This is a genomic window from Treponema denticola (assembly GCF_024400535.1).
Taxonomy (GTDB): Bacteria; Spirochaetota; Spirochaetia; order Treponematales; family Treponemataceae; genus Treponema_B; species Treponema_B denticola_C.
Genome location: NZ_CP038800.1, coordinates 116,334 through 133,164, shown reverse-complemented (window position 1 = coordinate 133,164; position 16,831 = coordinate 116,334). Strand labels below are relative to the sequence as shown.

The following is a 16,831-nucleotide window of genomic DNA, read 5'->3' as shown; positions in this document are numbered from 1 at the left end:
TATTTAATATAAATGACAAGCAATAATATGTCCGGCCTCAATTTCCTTTAAGGCCGGTGAAACGGTCAAGCATTTTTCCGTAGCGTGCGGACATCGCACTGCAAATCGACAACCCGGCTTAGGATCAATCGGAGAGCTTATCTCTCCTTTTAATAAAATCCTCTCCGGTCTATTATGAATCCTAGGTACAGGTATAGCAGATAAAAGAGCCTTTGTATAAGGATGCATGGGATTCAAAAAAAGCTGCTCGGAAGGAGCCTTTTCCACGGCCTGCCCCAGATACATAACCATAATTTCATCGGAAAAATAATTAACGACCGATAAATCGTGAGTTATAAAAATATATGTCAGGCCTAATTTTTCTTGCAGCTCTTGCAGCAAATTTAAAATTTGAGCCTGAATCGATACATCAAGGGCAGAAACCGGCTCATCGCAAACGATGAATTTAGGATTTAAGGCAATTGCCCTTGCAACACCAATTCTTTGTCTCCTTCCGCCGTCCAGTTCGTGCGGATAGGCATTAAATAAACGAGGCGACAAACCGACCGTATCCATTAGCTCTTTTATTCGCTCTTCAAATTCTTTTTTACTTTTATAAGTTTTATGAATCTTCATCGGGTTGCCGATTAAAGAAGCTACAGTTCGGCGGGGATTTAGCGATGCAAAAGGATCTTGAAAAATAATTTGCATTTTCTGCCGTAATTTTCTCATTTCGCCTGCGTTTAATTTTGCAATATCGGAATCTTCAAAAAATACCGAACCTGAAGTCGGCTCCAATAAACGCAAAATAGTCCTACCCAATGTCGATTTACCACAACCGGATTCACCTACAACCCCTAAGGTTTTTCCTTCATCTAAAGAAAAGTTGATATCATCAACAGCGTGCAGCATTCCCTTGGGCGTTTTAAAATATTTTTTTAAGTTTGAAACTTTTAATATTTCCTTGCTCATTTTTCAGCCCTCCTTTGTACATCTGCCATCAGTTTAAAATCAAAAAGATTTTTGTATTTATCCTCATATGCCAGACAGGCAACATAGTGGCTGTCATTTAATTGAGAAAGAGATGGTAAGTTTTTTTCACATTCAGATTTTGCGTAGGGACAACGCGGAAAAAATGAGCAGCCTGCCGGTAAGTTTGTCGGGTCAGGCATTAAACCCTTAATTGGGCGTAGGGGTTCATGCCGATTTTCTACATCGGGTAAAGAATTAAATAAACCTTCCGTATAAGGATGCTTAAAATTATCAAAAATATCTTCCAAGTTTCCTTTTTCTACAATTCTTCCGGCATACATAATTGCAACTTCGTCACATATATCGGCAACAACTCCAAGGTCGTGGGTAATCATCAAAAGCGAAGTTTTATAATCTTTGCGTAACCGCTTCATCAAATCGAGAACTTGAGCTTGAATTGTTACATCTAAAGCTGTGGTTGGCTCGTCGGCAATAAGAAGGTGAGGATTACAGGCTAGAGCAATTGCAATAATAACTCGTTGCTTCATTCCGCCTGAAAATTGATGAGGATAATCGCCTGCTCTTTTTGCGGAGATACCAACCATTTCCAGCATCTTGCCTGCTTCGATTAAAGCTTCCTTTTTATTAAGATCTTGATGCTTAATAAAACATTCCGCTATTTGATTTCCTACCTTCATAACAGGATTTAAGGATGTCATCGGATCTTGGAATATCATCGAGATTTGATTTCCACGAAGTTTCCGCATTTCTTTTTCCGGTAATTTGAGCAGATCAACTTCTTCTTGAATTATCTTTCCGCTGTCGACGGAACCGACGGGTTCAGGCAACAAGCCCATTATAGCCAAGGCCGTAGTCGTTTTTCCTGCACCTGTTTCACCCACCAATCCCAGAGTTTGCCCCGTTTTAAGTTGAAAGGTCAAATCATTTACAGCCTTGACTACAGCTGTATCTGTTTTGTAAGAAACCGATAAATTTTGTATATCTAAAGCTAATTTTTCTGTCATTATGATACCCTATTGTTTGAGTTTTGGGTCTAATGCGTCTCTAAGACCATCGCCTAATAAATTTATCGCCAAAGCCGTGATAGCTATTGCCAAACCCGGAAATACAATTAAATATCCTGAATTCTTAAAGTATTGTCTTCCATTGGAGAGCATTGCACCCCATTCGGGGGTTGGTGCTTGAACGCCTAATCCTATAAAACTCATTGACGAAATTGTAAGGATTGCACCTGCTAATGCAATTGAATATTGAACTATGATGGGAGCCAAACTGTTAGGTATAACTTCTTCAAAAATAATCCGCCAACTGCTTGCACCGTTTGCCTTAGCAGCTTCAATAAATTCGTAACTCCTTACAGATAAAACTGAAGCTCTAGCGATTCGGGCAAAGCGGGGCATTCCTGCAATTGCAATTGCCAATATAAGGTTTACGCTACTTGTTCCCAAGGCGGCTACGACCGTAATTGCTAAAAGCATATTGGGGATAGCTAAAAAAACATCCATAATTCTCATTATAATTGAATCTACAATGCCTCCGAAATATCCTGCAACAGCACCAAATAAAGAACCTATAAAAGTGCCGACAGTAATAGAAATTGCAGCAACAATTAACGAAATTCTTGAACCATGAATTAACCGAGCTAAAACATCACGCCCGAATTCGTCCGTACCTAAATAATGCTCTGATGACGGAGGTTGGAGCGTTGCATCGTAGTTGGGTTTTATTGCCATTGTTTCATAGTCATATAATTGATCGGCAAAAATTGCCAATAAAACTATACACATTACTATTACCATTCCGACAAGGGCGGTCTTGTTTTTTCTAAATCGACGCCAAGTTTCGGTAAATAAACTGTTTTGCTTAGGTGGTAGTGCTTGCGTTTGTTTTTCCATAATTTAGACCTCTTTATCTAAGCTTTAATTCTTGGGTCGATAATACCATAAACAAAATCGACCAATAAATTTACAAAACTGAATGCAATACAAAAGCAGGTAATTGACCCCATAACCGCCGGTATATCCTTACCTTTAATTGCACTAATCATAAAACTGCCTACACCCGGAAGAGAGAATACAGCTTCTATGACAACCGAACCGGCCATCATTGATCCAAACTGTAAACCTGCAATTGTAACTACAGGAATGAGAACATTTCTTATTTCGTGCTTATTTACTATTTCTCTTGGAGTTAGGCCTTTAGCCTTTGCTGTTCGTACAAAATCCGTGCGGACAACTTCCAGCATGGCAGACCTTGTCATTCGCATAATATTTGCGGCACAAGAAATTCCTACTGCAAAACACGGCATAATAAAGCCTTTAAAGCCTGATAGGCCTTGTGATGGCAACCAGCCCAGTCTCAGTGAGAAAAACATAATCATCATTAATCCGAACCAAAATGACGGCATTGCGATACCAAGCATACCTAATACTGTTGCCAGTCCATCAATGAAGGAATATTGTTTTAAGGCTGAAATTGTTCCCAAGGGAATGCCGACTAAAATTGCTATCAGCATTCCGCCAAGGGCTAATTCTATGGTAATGGGGAACCGTTGAATAACCTCTCTAAAAACATCGCGATTATTAAAATAAGAGCGGCCTAAATCCCCTTTTATCATATTACCAATATATCGAAAATATCTAACAAAAAAAGGATCGTTAAGCCCTCTTTCAACTCTCCATCTGTCAATACTTTCTTGCGGTGCCATTTCTCCAAGAGCTAATCTAGCAGGATCGCCAGGAGATAAGTCCAAAACAAAAAAAATTAATAAGGTTACGCCTAAAATAACCGGTATTAAAAGAAAAAATCGTTTTAGCACATACTTTAACATTTACATACTCCCATAAAAACTATAAAACCTAACCGACCGGTTTGTTAGAAATGTTTTAAGGACCGGTCGGTTAAGTACAAATCCAAATAAGCTTACAAAAGCATCACACTTTTGTAAGTCGTTGTAAAAATTCAACAACTTTTCATAAGCAACTACTTAACAGTATGTAATTTATCGAAGTTATGCATGTGAATACTGGATACATCAAAGCCTTCAATATTTTTACGCATAGCTATAAAGCCCATATCCGAGCTAAAACCTATAATAGCACATTCTTCTGCAACAATTTTTGCAATGTCTGTGTAAGCCTGCAATTTTTCATTATTGTCATTTGTTGTAGAACCTTTTTCTAAAAGTTCTTCTATCCTCGGATCCCAAAAACATGCGTAATTATATCCTCCAGTCGCAACTGTTGCCTTACTGAATAAGGGACGATATGTATTGTCCGGCTCTGCATTTGCAGACCAGCCTGCAAACGAACTTTGATGTAATCCTTTGCCGATTCTTTCAGTGTACATAGATCTTTCAACTTGATCTAATACCAACTCTATACCTACTTCATGGCAAGCAGCCTGTACAACCTGCAAAGCTCTGGCCTGAGATTCATTTCGGAGTGTACAAGTGAATTTAAATCCATCCGGTTTTCCGCCTTCCTTTAATTTAGCTTTTGCTTTTTCAAGATCATATTCATATTTTTTTACGTCAGGAGTGTAACCTATGGCTGCAACACCTATACAAGAGTAATTAGGCACCGCATAACCGTTACTTTGAATTTTAATAATTGCATCTCGGTCAATACAGTGAGCAACAGCTTGTCTTAGAGCCTTATTATTAAAAGGCTCCTTTGTTACATTAAAAGCAATACCATTTAACGTTGTAGTAATATATTCTTCCATCTTCAAATTTGCATTTGCTTTAATGTCATTTACAGAGATAGTTGGTACATCTATAAGAACATCAATTTCGCCAGCTTCAAGAGCAACCATTCGGGATGTTTCTTCTGGAATGACTTTGAAGATTAGGCCTGGAGATTTTGCTTTTTCTTTCCAATAGTTTTCATTTCTTGCCAGCTCAAATTTGCTGCCAAGAGTCCATGATTTAAAAGTAAAGGGGGCCTGTACCGATTACGGTTTCTGAATTTTCCATTTGTTTTCCTGCAGCATCTAAGGGTTCGACAACTTTTTTGCACATAATTGAGCTGCCCATGTGAGACAGTGAAGAAATCAAGGCAGAAGACGGAGTTTTAAGATGAAGAACAACCTTTAATTTGCCTATAACTTCGATATCACCGACCATTGCAATTAGGTGACCAACCTTGCCCGATTTCTTTTGTCTGTCTAAAGAGAATTTAACATCTTCAGCAGTTAAAGGTTCTCCATTGCTAAAGGTTATTCCTTCTCGTAAAGAAATTTCAAGAGTTTTGGGATCTTTGTAAACAAAGTCTTTTGCAAGCCAATTTTCAAACTGCATTGTTTTATTATTCAGTTTGACTAATGTTTCAAAAACATTTCTGGTAACACTTGCAGAAGCAACATCATTGTGTAGATGCGGATCCAAAGAAGTTATATCAGATACTTGGGCAATTACAATAAACCCGTCTGTAGAAGATTGCTTTGCTTGCTCTGAATTATTACCTCCACAGCTGATAAGACCAAAAACCATTGTAAAAATTAACAAAGCCGTTAATATCCTTTTCATTTTATACCTCCAAGTACAATAATAAAATAAGTTCATAAAAGAACTAAAATTTAACTGAAAAAAGAGTAAGATGAAATAATCGTCAATATACTTTTCTCAGATAAATTATTCTAACATAGATTTATAAATTTGACAATAAAAAAAATATTTTTTCTAAAAATAATTAATATATTTTGGATAATACCTCTTATAATTTCTACTTTTATGATGCGGTTGCCCTAATCTCTTGACTTAAAAAGATTATTTATAGTATTCTTATCCGGCCGGAAAATCGGCATTGGAGGAAAGTATGAAAAAAATATATTCGAGTTTCTTTTTCTTGTTTGTTGGCCTTAGCTTACTATTTGCAGGCGGAACCAAGGAAAAATCTGTAAATGACAGCTTTAAAGTTAAGGTTGTATTACCCGCAGGAGCTCCTGCGGCAGCTCTTTCAAAACTTGTGTATGAAAAAACACAGTTTGATAATTCTGAAACGGAATATGAAGTTGTTTCAGGTCCGGAGCTTTTACAAGCGAGGGTTTTATCCGGGGAGGCCGATATTGTAGCCGTGCCTACCAATCTTGCATCAGTTTTATATTCCAAACAGAAAAATATAAAATTGTTGGCTCCCATTGTTTGGGGAAATCTTTACTTTATAAGTTCGGAACCTGTTTCTTCGATAGCGGACTTAAAGGGCAAAACTATTTATTCTTTCGGAAGAAATAATACTCCCGATTTGACGGCCCGCGAAGTGCTTAAGAAGAACGGTATTGATCCTGATAAGGATGTGAGTTTTGAGTATTTAAGTGCTGTCGGGGATATTCCCTCTGCTTTTATAAGCGGGAAAGCGAAGTATGCCCTTGCTGCAGAACCTTCTCTCAGCATGATTATGACAAAAAAGCCCGATACTAAGATTGTTGTTGATATTCAAGAGGAATGGAAAAAAGCCTTTGAAGGAGCTTCTTATCCTCAAGCTTCTTTAATTGTAAATGCCGAATTTTTAAAAAAGCATCCCGAATATGTAAGTGCTTTTTTAGATAAGGCTAAAGGGTCTTCCGAATGGGTAAAGGAAAATCCTCAAAAGGCTGCCGAGTATGCCTCCAAAATTGCTGCATTGCCTCCGCCGCCCATTTTATCCAAGGCTATTCCTAAGCTGAACATAGTCTTTGTTGAGGCCGGAAAAGCAAGACCGGCTGTAGAAGCTTATTTGAAGGTTTTGGCTGAAGCCGATCCTAAATTTATAGGCGGAAGTTTGCCTGATGATGCTTTTTACTATAAAGCAAAATAAGTTTAAAATAGGCGGGGCTTTTTTTTGCCTTATTCTTTGGGAAATATTTGCCCAAGCCTTAAAAGCTCCGCTTATTATCCCACCTATAAAAGAAATATTATCAGCTCTTTTCGTTATTATAAAAACTCCGGAAACTTATGTTTTTATTTTAAGCACCCTTATCAGGATTTTTATAACATTGACTATAGATTCCTTTATTGCCTTTCTTTTAGGTATAGCTTCCGGTTTAAATAAAAACATTGAAGATTTTTTATCGGCTCCCGAAAATATTTTAAAATCCAGCCCTACCATATCCGTTTTGCTTTTAGCCTTAATTTGGTTTAAATCAAATATGACACCCATCTTTGTTACAAGCTTGATAGTTCTTCCGCTCTTGTATAGAAACATTGTAGACGGAGTAAAAAACATAGATAAAGGTCTGATAGAAATGTCTTACGATTTTAATGTTCCTTTCGGTAAAAGATTAAAAAGTTTATACCTTCCCTGCATAAGACCCTTTTTGAAGAACGGTTATATTTTAAGTACGGGCTTTGCTGTGAAGGTTGTTATAATGGCAGAGGTCTTAAGCCAGCCGAAATACGGCATAGGCTCTGCTTTTCAAACAGCTAAGATTCAGATTGAGACCGCTTCTATCTTTGCATGGACGGGAATAGCCGTCTTGCTCGCCTCTCTCTTGCAGAAGGGAGTTAAGAAAATATTTAAATAAGATTAGTCCGCCATATAAAATCTAAAAAGATAGACAGGCTGATTTCTTTATGGTATAATTAAAAAAAATTAAGGGAGGTATCAGATATGAGTAAAAGTAAAATTGTTTGTCTATTTGCTTTTTTCTTTATGTTTGCCTTGCTTGGTGCAGAAAAATCTTCTACTAAGATGTATATAAATGTAAAAGAATCTTGGATAAAGTCAGGTTCCGGCGTTTTTGATAAAAATATAGCTACAGTAAAATACGGTGAGCAGGTTTATCTTTTACAAGAAAAAGGAAAGTGGGCTAAAATTTCTCTTGTTTCAAATCACAATATTATGGGTTGGATACCTAAGGCCAATCTTACAAAGAAAAAGATAGTAGGGGCTTTTGATAAAAAGACTTCGGCTGAGTCAAAAGAGTTAGCTCTTGCGGGAAAAGGTTTAACTGAAGGTTCAGGATCGGAATTTTCTACTTCCGGAAGAAAAAATTATGAAGCAGTTGATAGTATCGAAAAGATTAATATAAGTTTAAAAGATCTTCAGATATTTATTATAAACGGCTCCTTAAAAGAAGGTGAATAATGAAAAGGAAATTTGCAGTATTTTTAATTATAACTATGATACCGGCTATTATTCTTTCTTGTGCTTTTCTTGAAAGTTTGAGTGATCCTTTCGAATTCACAAAAAATGTTGTTGATGCCGCAGCACCTATTGTTGAAGCTTCAAAGCCTATATACAACGAAGAAGAATATTACATAGGAAGAGAGGTTGGGGCAATTATTTTGAGTAATTATAAACTCTATAGAAATAAGGCTTTAGAAAAATACCTAAATTTAATTTGTATGGCTCTTGTTATTAATTCCGATATGCCGGAAATATATAACGGTTATCATGTTGCAGTATTGGACACGGATGAAATAAATGCTTTTGCAACTCCGGGCGGGCATATTTTGATTACAAGGGGTTTACTGGCTTGTACAGATTCTGAAGATGCTCTAGCCGGTGTAATAGCTCATGAGATAGGTCATATTCAGCTTAAGCATGGCATTGGAGCCATTAAGGCTAATAGAATAACGAATGCTGCTGTTGAAAGTACGGGAACTATGATGGTAGGCTCAAAAAATAAAGAAGCTCTTAAGTTTTTAGAAGATGCATCAAAAGAGATTGTAAGCACTCTGGTAGATTCAGGTTATTCTAAAGCTCAAGAATATGCAGCAGATAGTTTTGCCGTTAAACTTATGGCTAAGACAGGTTATGATCCTAATGCTATGACTGAAATGCTTAAGACTATGAGTGAAAAACAAAAGAACGACCATCGAGGCTTTGGTAAAACGCATCCGTCTGCTTTGTCACGAATAAATAAGGTTTCATGGGAAACAAAGAGCCTAAAGGGAAATTATAATAGAGAAAGCAGAGTAAAAAGATTTAAAGAATATAGACCGAATAATTGATAGGTATTAATATGAAAAAATTAAAAAAGATTTTTTTTATTTCTGTACCGATTTTTATTCTTGTGCTGATTTTAAACCTTGCAGGGTTTTTTCGGCAGGCAGAATATTTCTTTTATGATGATAGAATGAATAAGACGGCTCCTTTTTTTTCTGCTTCTGATAAGATAGTATTAGTTTTGGTAGATCAAAAAAGTTTAACTTATGCAGCTCAAGAGCTAGGATGGACATGGCCCTGGCCTAGAGAGGCCTATGCTGAAATAGTTGATTTTTTTTCGGCAGGCGGGGCTAGGTCCATAGCATTTGATATGCTTTTTACGGAAGAATCAGCCTACGGCCCTGAAGATGATGATAAGTTTGCACAGGTATCTGAAGAAAGTAAAATAGTTATCCAAACAGTTTTTTTTGACTATAATCATGGAAATACGGATATCTGGCCTCAAGATGCACCGAAACCTGAGCCGGTTGATAAAGCTTTTTTAAAAAAATACGGCTTAATATTAGGAAAGGATTTGCCTGCAATTTTTCCTATCGAAAAAATAAGAGAAAAAGCTAGGATGATAGGGAATGTAAATAGTCTGCCTGATTCCGATGGGACTATAAGGCGAGCCCGTCTTTTTTATTTATGGAAGGAATATAAAATTCCTACATTGGGAATTGCTTCTTACATTGTCGGAGGTGATAAGAGTGAAGAGCTTCCTTATACTCTTAATCTAAGATTTACAAAGAGTATTGATGATTATATACCCTATAGTGCAGGAGATATTTTAAAGGCTCAGGTTGACATCAGAGCCGGGCTTGAGCCTGAATTAAGTCCCCAAGATTTTGAAGGAATGTATGTATTTTTTGGGCTTTATGCTCCGGGGCTTTTCGATATTTGTCAAACTCCCGTTTCCTCGTCTTATCCTGGCGTTGGTATACATATAACTCTTCTGGATAATATTATTTCAGGACAAAAGATTATAAAAACCCCTTTTTCCATTGATTTACTGATTATTTTTATTTGTATAATTTTGTCTATACTAATTGAAATTATTTCAGAGAAAATAAAATCCAGAGCGGTCTCAGTAATTGTAAATACGGGATGCTTTTTGTGTTTAGCTTTTTGTTATCTTTTTGTTTCCTACTTTTTATTCCGGTTTGGAATATCTGTTCCTGTTGCTGCCTCCCTTTCGGCTATGCTGGCAGCATTTATTGCTTCTCTTGCAGTGAGTTATATGGTCGAAGGGAAACAAAGAAGATATTTAAAGAATGCATTTAAACAATATCTAAGCCCTGCGGTTATCGAGCAGTTAATCGCAAATCCGTCACAATTAAAATTAGGGGGAGAGAGAAAAGAGCTTTCTATCTTTTTTTCAGACTTGCAAGGTTTTACTTCTATTTCTGAAAGTTTAAGCCCTGAAGATTTGACTGAACTTTTAAATGATTATCTTTCAGATATGAGTGCTATTATTTTGGATTCAGGAGGAACTATAGATAAGTATGAAGGAGATGCGATAATTGCATTTTGGAATGCGCCCACTTCTGTTGAAAATCATGCTTGTTGTGCTTTAGAAGCGGCTTGGGCTTGTCAAAGAAAACTTGAAGAACGCAGGCCGGAATTTGAAAAAAAAGCAGGGGGTAAGCCGTTTAAAATGCGTATAGGGCTTAATACCGGTTTTGCTATTGTAGGAAATATGGGTTCGGTAAACCGATTTGATTATACAATGCTTGGAGATTCGGTAAATTTGGCAGCCCGTTTAGAGGGTTTAAACAAACAATTCGGTACATATACGATGTGTTCCGAGGCTTCAAAAAAGCAGGCAGAAGAGGCCGGTACGATTTTAAAATTTAGAGAGCTTGCCCGTGCCGCAGTTGTAGGAAAAAATGAACCTGTAATTGTTTATGAGATTATGGATGAAAGAATTTATAACGAAAAAAAGGATATATTTATTTCTTTTGATAAAGGCTTAAGAGAGTTTTATGCCGGAAATATTAAAGAAGCTTTAAATATTTTTAAGCAAACGGAAACTATCGATCCGCCTGCAAAAAAATATGCAGAAAAATGTGAGGCTCTTCTTTCTCAAAAAATAGAGGATAAATGGAGCGGTGTTTGGAGGGCTGACTCAAAATAATTATATTATAAAGATAAGCGGTTCCAATAAATCAGTTAAAATCCATATGTGTTTCTGTCTTATCTTCATGGTGTAAGAACATAAAAAGAGCGACAGCAAAGATTATAGCAAACCCCAAAAGGCTCCACCGATCAGGAAGTTCTCCTAAAAAAGCAAAACCGAAAATTGCAGAAAAAACTATTTGTGTATAATCATAGACTGAGATTGAACCTGCCGGAGCATGGGCATAAGCTGCAGTTACACAAAATTGGCCCCCTGTCCCAAAAAGCCCCGCAATTAAGAGCATAATGATTTGAAAAAGGCTCATCGGATGATAAAAAATAATAAAGACCGGAAACAGCATTAAAATCGAAAAAAATGAAAAGAAAAATACGATGAGAGGCCCCTTTTCACCTTTAAGAGAAAGACAGCGGACACAAGTATAGGCGGCTCCTGCCATCATTCCTCCGCAAGCCCCTATAAGAGCTGCAATCACATGGCCTGTGTCTGCAAAGGCCGGTTTTATTATAAGAAGGCTTGCCGAAAAAGCCGTAATTACCGCAAGGATTTGATATAGCTTTATTTTTTCCTTTAAAAATAAAAAAGAAAACAGAATGGCAAAAAAAGGTGCCAACTTTGCAAGAATAGAAGCATCCGCAAGGAGCATGTGCTCTATCGCATAAAAGTTTCCGACAATCCCCATAGTGCCGAAAATTGCCCTCATAAAAAAGAAGGGTAGATTTTTTTTATTCAAATGAAATTTTTCCTTTGAATTTATAAGCACGGCAAAGGACACAACAGCCGCTATTAGATTTCTAAAAAAAGCCTTTTGCATTGAAGGCAAACTACCGGCAAGCTTTGCCGACAAATTCATCGATGCAAAGCAAAGAGCCGACAAAATTAAAAACATAATACCCTTTTGTTTCGATGTTAATTTCATTTTTTTCAACTCCTAAATAATTTTACATATCCCCTATATCATAACTGCTCATGCCTTCATATTCATAAGACGCCTGTATACCCCTCATATAAATTTCCCTATTTTGAATATCATCGGTCAGAGCAGATTCCAATAAAACCTTAAGCTCCAGACTGTTTATCGGAGAGCGCTCCATCGCACTTAAATAAGAAGACTTATCTATCTTTGACCAATCAACACAGCGTCCCAGGCGGTGTTTTAAAAGAGCATCCAGCCATATCCTCATACTTCTTCCATTACCTTCTCTGAAAGGATGAGCAACATTTAGTTCTACATATTTATCCACAATTTCGTCAAAGGTTTCCGACTTCATCTTATCGATTATTTTAAGGTTTTCAGCCAAAAATAAAATCGGAGCAAAGCGGAAATTCCCCTTTGAAATGTTTACCTTTCTAATTTCTCCTGCAAAATCAAACACATCTTGAAACAGGTACCTATGTATTTCCTGCAAGCCCTTAAAGGTTCCAACTTCAATATTATCAATTAAATTTTTATCCCAAAGCTCGAGAGCCCGTATCTTTGTCAGCTTTTCTTCATCTTTCATGGCTCATCTCCTTTGTAAGTTTTTTTAACTCCCGATCAAAGTCCGATTCTATTTTTTGTGTCTTATTGAATATATCATATTCCGATTCGGCTTTTCCTTTTGCCTTAGCATGTGAAATTTTTCCTTTATTTTGAAGAATATCATATCGGCGGAAAGCTAAAAATTCGTTTACACTTTGGGCAAATTCCTGCATGGTAAAGGTATTCTCCCTTTCTATTATGTCTTCGATATAATCAAAATATCCGGTAATAGCCCGTTCAAGTCTTTTTATGGATTTTTCATCAAGATAGTTCTTTGCAACACTGACATCAGATTTTAAAATACGCCCCTTAGGAGAATTCTTCCATGTCATAAGCCCCATATTTTCCTTTTTGCTGTCTGCACTTTCATATACAATTTCAGCAGCTGTTTTTCCGCTTATAGCATAATGGAATTTATTTTGTACCATAGCATAAAAATCTTTCGTAATTTGATCGTCTTTATTATAATCTATGGAACATTCAGCAAAAATATCGGTTATCTGCTGCCATATACGCCTTTCACTTGCACGGATTGAGCGGACACGCTCCAATAATTCTCTAAAATAGTCCTTACCGAAAAGTGTTTTACCCTGTTTTAATCTTTCATCATCAAGGGTAAAACCTTTTATCATATATTCTTTTAAAACTCCTGTCGCCCAAATACGGAATTTAGTTGCTTTTTGGGAATTTACGCGGTAGCCGACCGAGATGATTGCATCTAAATTATAAAACTTCGTATCCTTTGTCTGTGTTTTTCCGGGAATAGCACCATGGTCAGTGGTATGTGCAAATTCTGCACATACCACTTTTTCATATAATTCACCTGTCTCAAAAATATTTTTTAAGTGTCTTGATATTGAGGTTCTATCCACACCAAAAAGTTCAGCCATGGCTTTTTGGGTAAGCCAAATGGTTTCATCTTTTACAACAACATTAACCGATATATTTTCCTCTTTTGAGGTGTACATTAAAAACGAAAGTTCTTTTAACTCTTTCATATCCCACCCCTCTAAAATATTTTTCTAAAATTTTTTTGTTCTTTTTTGCTGGTATATCCCATTGCCTCATAGAATTTATGGGCATCGGTACGGCCTACACTTGAAACAAGTCTTATACCTGCGGCACCGGTTTCTCTCGCCCAAGTTTCAGCCTGACTAAGAAGGGCTCTGCCTATTCCCTGCTTTCGGTATGAGGGATCAACGGCAATACCTATAATATTTTTTAAGCTGTCACTAAAAGAACATTCATAATCGGAAACATGTACATAGCCGATTAATTTACCGTCAACAAAGGCTCCAAAAACTTTAGCTCCCTTGCCGGTCAAAATTTTTTCCAACTGAGTTTTGGTTTTTTCCAAAGAAAAATCATAACCCAGAGCATTCTTATTTAAATTCCGGATATCTTTATAATCATCTATAGTAACTTCTCGTACTACCATAACAGCCTCCTACAAGTTTTCGTCCAGCCATAAAACGGCCTCATCAAGCATTTGAATGCTTATATAATGGTCCATTCTTTCGACGCTCATAAGCCTTAAAAGCTCCTTGTTTTTATAAAGCGGTAATGTTGAATCGTAAAATTGTTTTTGGATTTTATAAGAAACTAGGGAGTCCTTTATTCCGTGTAGTAAGAAAAGAGGACGGTTTAGGAGCTTGCCGATGTTTTGAGCGGGATCGGCTTTTTTTGTTGCCTCATCAAATTCGATATGGGCTTCATCATATTCTTTTTCGATTTGAAGAATTGCATTTTGCCAATCGCAGGCACCGTTAAAAACGACCGCAGTTTTTACGCTTGGATTATGGGTAAAGATTCCTGCCGTAGTAAAGCCTCCCATAGAATGTCCTGAAACGGCAATCCTGTTTTTATCGGCATTACAATTTTTGACGGCATAATCTTTTAGTACGGAAAACTCGGCAAAGTTTTGCATAATTGTAGGCAAAAAAAATTCGTTTAAAGCCTTATCATAATCTTCAAACTTATTTCTTTCACCGTGATGGACTGCATCGGGTAAGATTACCTGATAACCCAAAGTCGAAAAAACATAGCCCATCAGTTTTTGCTTATTTTTTTCTGAAGACCAGCCGTGATAATAAAATACGGTAGGAAAAGGCTGAACAAAACCGCTTATTTCTGAAGGATAAAAACGCAGACAAGGTATTCCCTCAATTTCTACACGCTCTTCGATTATATTTTGATTTTTGTATTTGCCCATAGCTTTGCCTCCTTTTATTCCGTCATCCCCTTATTCCGAAAAAATAGAATTTTGAATCAGCTTTATTTTTGAAATATGGGCTATAGAAATTTTCAGCTTGTCATTAAGATTACCGCATGCAAGTATAAGAACAGCATCTTTTTCTTGTTTTAAAATTTCTTCAGGAACCCCGCTTATCTTTTCCTTTCCTTTTTCAGTGTTTATCTCTATTTCAAGGAGGTGCTTTCCTAAGATTGCCTGCTCTGCTATTTTTTGTTTTCCCAAAAAATCAAGACCGGAAGCTTCTTTTTTTGTAAATTTAAAAACTCCGTTTTTAAGCTGCTCCTCCGTAATTATAGCTTTACGGTTTATACGGCTGCTTACAGCCTTAGCATCTTCCTTTGTTAAGTGCAAATCTTTTAGTACCGCACTTAATTGAGCTAAGGTGTTTGAATATTTATTTTCTCTTTCTTTTTGCTGTTTTACCCAATCAAGCTTTTTTGTATAATCTTTTTTTTCTTTTTGAGAAAATAAATTCAAACTTTGAAAATTTCTTACAGAAGGGGATTGAAGATGTTTATTTTTATAAAAGATAAATTCCAAACCGCTTTTATAAACGGCTTGTTCAAAATCTTTTAAATCTTGAACATTTAAAAGATAAACGCCCTCTGCTATTTTTTTACGGACAAGTTTTTTTAAAGGCGTATCAAGTTCAAAAAACTTTTCCTTTTCCTTGTTTACGGAAACGATAAAGCCGCTGTATAATTCCAGTGAAGTAAAATTCCTATACCACTCGTTTATTGAAACTCTTATATTTTGAGGAATCTCATGCCCTGTTGCATCCGATAAGATTTTATATATATTTTCGGAAGTTAGTTCCGACTGAAAAATTTTAGAACAAGCTTTTTTTGTGATTTCGAATTTTCCTGTAGTTTGAATTAAAACAGGCTCCATACACTCCGCTGCAGGCAGAAGATGTTTTAGATTACTGTCAGGCAAAACAGTAACTTCAAATGAGGGGTCAATTAAAAGAGGCTTTTGAGGTTCTTCCGCATTTTTAAATAATTCGGGATTTAAATAAATCAAATTTTCCTCTCTGCATAAAATTCCGAACAGTTCTGCAGTTTCGATAAAGCTTGTATGTAAAATATTCTCGTTTCCAATTTCATTTTGTATTGCCGAAGAAAAATTTTGCATACACAAAAGAAGAAAAAATTGTTCTACATCTTCTTCTTCATAATATGCATCGGGATAAAAACTATTTAAAAATTCAAAAAGGATTATAACAAGTTTTTGTAAATTTTCTTTCCTCATTTTAAATAAGGATGCTGCCGTAAAATATACCAAACGCTCAAGTTTGCTTAATTGCGAAAAGGCCCCCCATTTTGCTTTTTGGACTGCAAATCCGTTTTCGGTTCTAAAAACAAGACCTAAAGATTCACATGCTAAAAAAATAGAGTCAATATATTTTGTCTTTTCCGAAAGCCACGGAAAAACTTCTTTGATTAAATCTTCGTATTTTTTTTTAAAAGAACCGTCATTTTTTAAAACAGATTCGTTATGAATACAAAAGGAATAAAGTCCGGCAAGGGCCGTATCGTTTATATTTATTTCTTTAAATTTTACCTGTCCTGTTTTTTCAGGCATAAAAAAAAGATTGGTTGATAAAAGGGGTTCTATAATTTTTTGTAAAATAGGATTTATCTTGTATATTTTATCCCCGTCATTGTTTTGAACTCGGTACAAAAGAAGGCGTTCTTCCGCATTTAAAAGTTTTTCGGATAATACAGAATAAGATATTTTTTGTGAAAAAAATATAGACAGCATTGCCTGTGTAGGATTGGGAATTTCGCTTACGGCTTTTAAAATCAATATATCGTAAGAATCCAAACTTTCTGCAATTTTTTCTTGTATTGCCGGTTTTCGCAAGAAAGCACTGAGCTGTTCCGCAAGCCGCTGCTTGTTAAAGGGGGTTTTAATTTTTCCCAAATACAGCTGTATTAAATCAAAAAATTGATGATCGGGCAGCTTTACAATGCTTTCCCGCCATTCGACAACATCTTTGGGATTCATTCTTTACCTCCTCTTATCGAAAACTTTTT

17 protein-coding genes are annotated in these 16,831 nt (G+C 36.3%); 5 read left to right on the top strand and 12 right to left on the bottom strand.

Features of this window, described 5'->3' with window-relative positions:
• Positions 1-3: 3 nt before the first annotated feature.
• From E4N78_RS00555 to E4N78_RS00530, 6 genes are all read right to left on the bottom strand, one after another.
• Entirely contained in the window at positions 4-951 is a 948-nt protein-coding gene (locus tag E4N78_RS00555) for an ABC transporter ATP-binding protein (RefSeq protein ID WP_255811185.1), read from the bottom strand.
• Positions 948-1,976 carry an ABC transporter ATP-binding protein gene (locus E4N78_RS00550; protein ID WP_010693993.1) on the bottom strand — a complete coding sequence of 343 codons (1,029 nt, stop codon included), beginning with the start codon at positions 1,974-1,976 and terminating at the stop codon, positions 948-950. Before E4N78_RS00550 ends, E4N78_RS00555 begins: the two co-directional genes overlap by 4 nt.
• A 9-nt stretch (positions 1,977-1,985) precedes the next feature.
• Positions 1,986-2,867 (bottom strand): ABC transporter permease, encoded by an 882-nt coding sequence (locus E4N78_RS00545; RefSeq protein WP_010693991.1) that lies wholly within the window; start codon positions 2,865-2,867, stop codon positions 1,986-1,988.
• A gap of 17 nt (positions 2,868-2,884) precedes the next feature.
• A complete protein-coding gene (locus tag E4N78_RS00540) occupies positions 2,885-3,802 on the bottom strand; it encodes an ABC transporter permease (protein ID WP_010693989.1) in 918 nt (305 codons plus the stop codon).
• Between the two features lie 152 nt (positions 3,803-3,954).
• A complete protein-coding gene (locus tag E4N78_RS00535) occupies positions 3,955-4,872 on the bottom strand; it encodes an ABC transporter substrate-binding protein (protein WP_255812296.1) in 918 nt (305 codons plus the stop codon).
• A gap of 28 nt (positions 4,873-4,900) precedes the next feature.
• Positions 4,901-5,500, bottom strand: a complete 600-nt coding sequence (locus E4N78_RS00530; protein ID WP_255811184.1) for an ABC transporter substrate-binding protein — start codon at positions 5,498-5,500, stop codon at positions 4,901-4,903.
• A 289-nt stretch (positions 5,501-5,789) separates the two neighbouring features.
• Here E4N78_RS00530 and E4N78_RS00525 point away from each other — a divergent pair, with 289 nt between their 5' ends.
• The 5 genes from E4N78_RS00525 (at position 5,790) to E4N78_RS00505 (ending at position 11,016) form a co-directional block, all read left to right on the top strand.
• The gene (locus tag E4N78_RS00525) at positions 5,790-6,767 is read left to right on the top strand and encodes an ABC transporter substrate-binding protein (protein WP_255811183.1); all 978 of its coding nucleotides are present in this window, start codon (positions 5,790-5,792) and stop codon (positions 6,765-6,767) included.
• The gene (locus E4N78_RS00520; protein ID WP_255811182.1) at positions 6,739-7,473 is read left to right on the top strand and encodes an ABC transporter permease; all 735 of its coding nucleotides are present in this window, start codon (positions 6,739-6,741) and stop codon (positions 7,471-7,473) included. Before E4N78_RS00525 ends, E4N78_RS00520 begins: the two co-directional genes overlap by 29 nt.
• 86 nt (positions 7,474-7,559) lie before the next feature.
• Positions 7,560-8,036 carry an SH3 domain-containing protein gene (locus E4N78_RS00515; protein ID WP_255811181.1) on the top strand — a complete coding sequence of 159 codons (477 nt, stop codon included), beginning with the start codon at positions 7,560-7,562 and terminating at the stop codon, positions 8,034-8,036.
• Complete coding sequence (locus E4N78_RS00510) at positions 8,036-8,905, top strand: M48 family metallopeptidase (RefSeq protein ID WP_255811180.1); 870 nt, start codon at positions 8,036-8,038, stop codon at positions 8,903-8,905. The genes E4N78_RS00515 and E4N78_RS00510 overlap by 1 nt, the downstream gene beginning before the upstream one ends.
• 11 nt (positions 8,906-8,916) lie before the next feature.
• A complete protein-coding gene (locus E4N78_RS00505; protein ID WP_255811179.1) occupies positions 8,917-11,016 on the top strand; it encodes an adenylate/guanylate cyclase domain-containing protein in 2,100 nt (699 codons plus the stop codon).
• A 31-nt stretch (positions 11,017-11,047) separates the two neighbouring features.
• On the opposite strand, the gene E4N78_RS00500 is transcribed toward E4N78_RS00505, so the two are convergent.
• Genes E4N78_RS00500 through E4N78_RS00475 form a run of 6 tightly spaced genes read right to left on the bottom strand, consistent with a single transcriptional unit; the run spans position 11,048 to position 16,802 of the window.
• Positions 11,048-11,935, bottom strand: coding sequence for a DMT family transporter (locus tag E4N78_RS00500; protein ID WP_255811178.1), 888 nt, complete (start codon positions 11,933-11,935; stop codon positions 11,048-11,050).
• 22 nt (positions 11,936-11,957) lie between these two features.
• On the bottom strand, positions 11,958-12,518 hold the full coding sequence (fic, locus tag E4N78_RS00495) for a protein adenylyltransferase Fic (protein WP_255811177.1): 561 nt from the start codon (positions 12,516-12,518) through the stop codon (positions 11,958-11,960).
• Complete coding sequence (locus tag E4N78_RS00490; protein ID WP_255811176.1) at positions 12,508-13,536, bottom strand: virulence RhuM family protein; 1,029 nt, start codon at positions 13,534-13,536, stop codon at positions 12,508-12,510. The genes fic and E4N78_RS00490 overlap by 11 nt, the downstream gene beginning before the upstream one ends.
• An 11-nt stretch (positions 13,537-13,547) precedes the next feature.
• Positions 13,548-13,976: a GNAT family N-acetyltransferase gene (locus E4N78_RS00485; RefSeq protein ID WP_255811175.1), complete on the bottom strand. Its 429-nt coding sequence runs from the start codon at positions 13,974-13,976 to the stop codon at positions 13,548-13,550.
• Between the two features lie 9 nt (positions 13,977-13,985).
• Entirely contained in the window at positions 13,986-14,750 is a 765-nt protein-coding gene (locus E4N78_RS00480; protein WP_255811174.1) for a prolyl oligopeptidase family serine peptidase, read from the bottom strand.
• 30 nt (positions 14,751-14,780) lie between these two features.
• Positions 14,781-16,802 carry a helicase gene (locus tag E4N78_RS00475; protein ID WP_255811173.1) on the bottom strand — a complete coding sequence of 674 codons (2,022 nt, stop codon included), beginning with the start codon at positions 16,800-16,802 and terminating at the stop codon, positions 14,781-14,783.
• Positions 16,803-16,831: the final 29 nt, after the last annotated feature.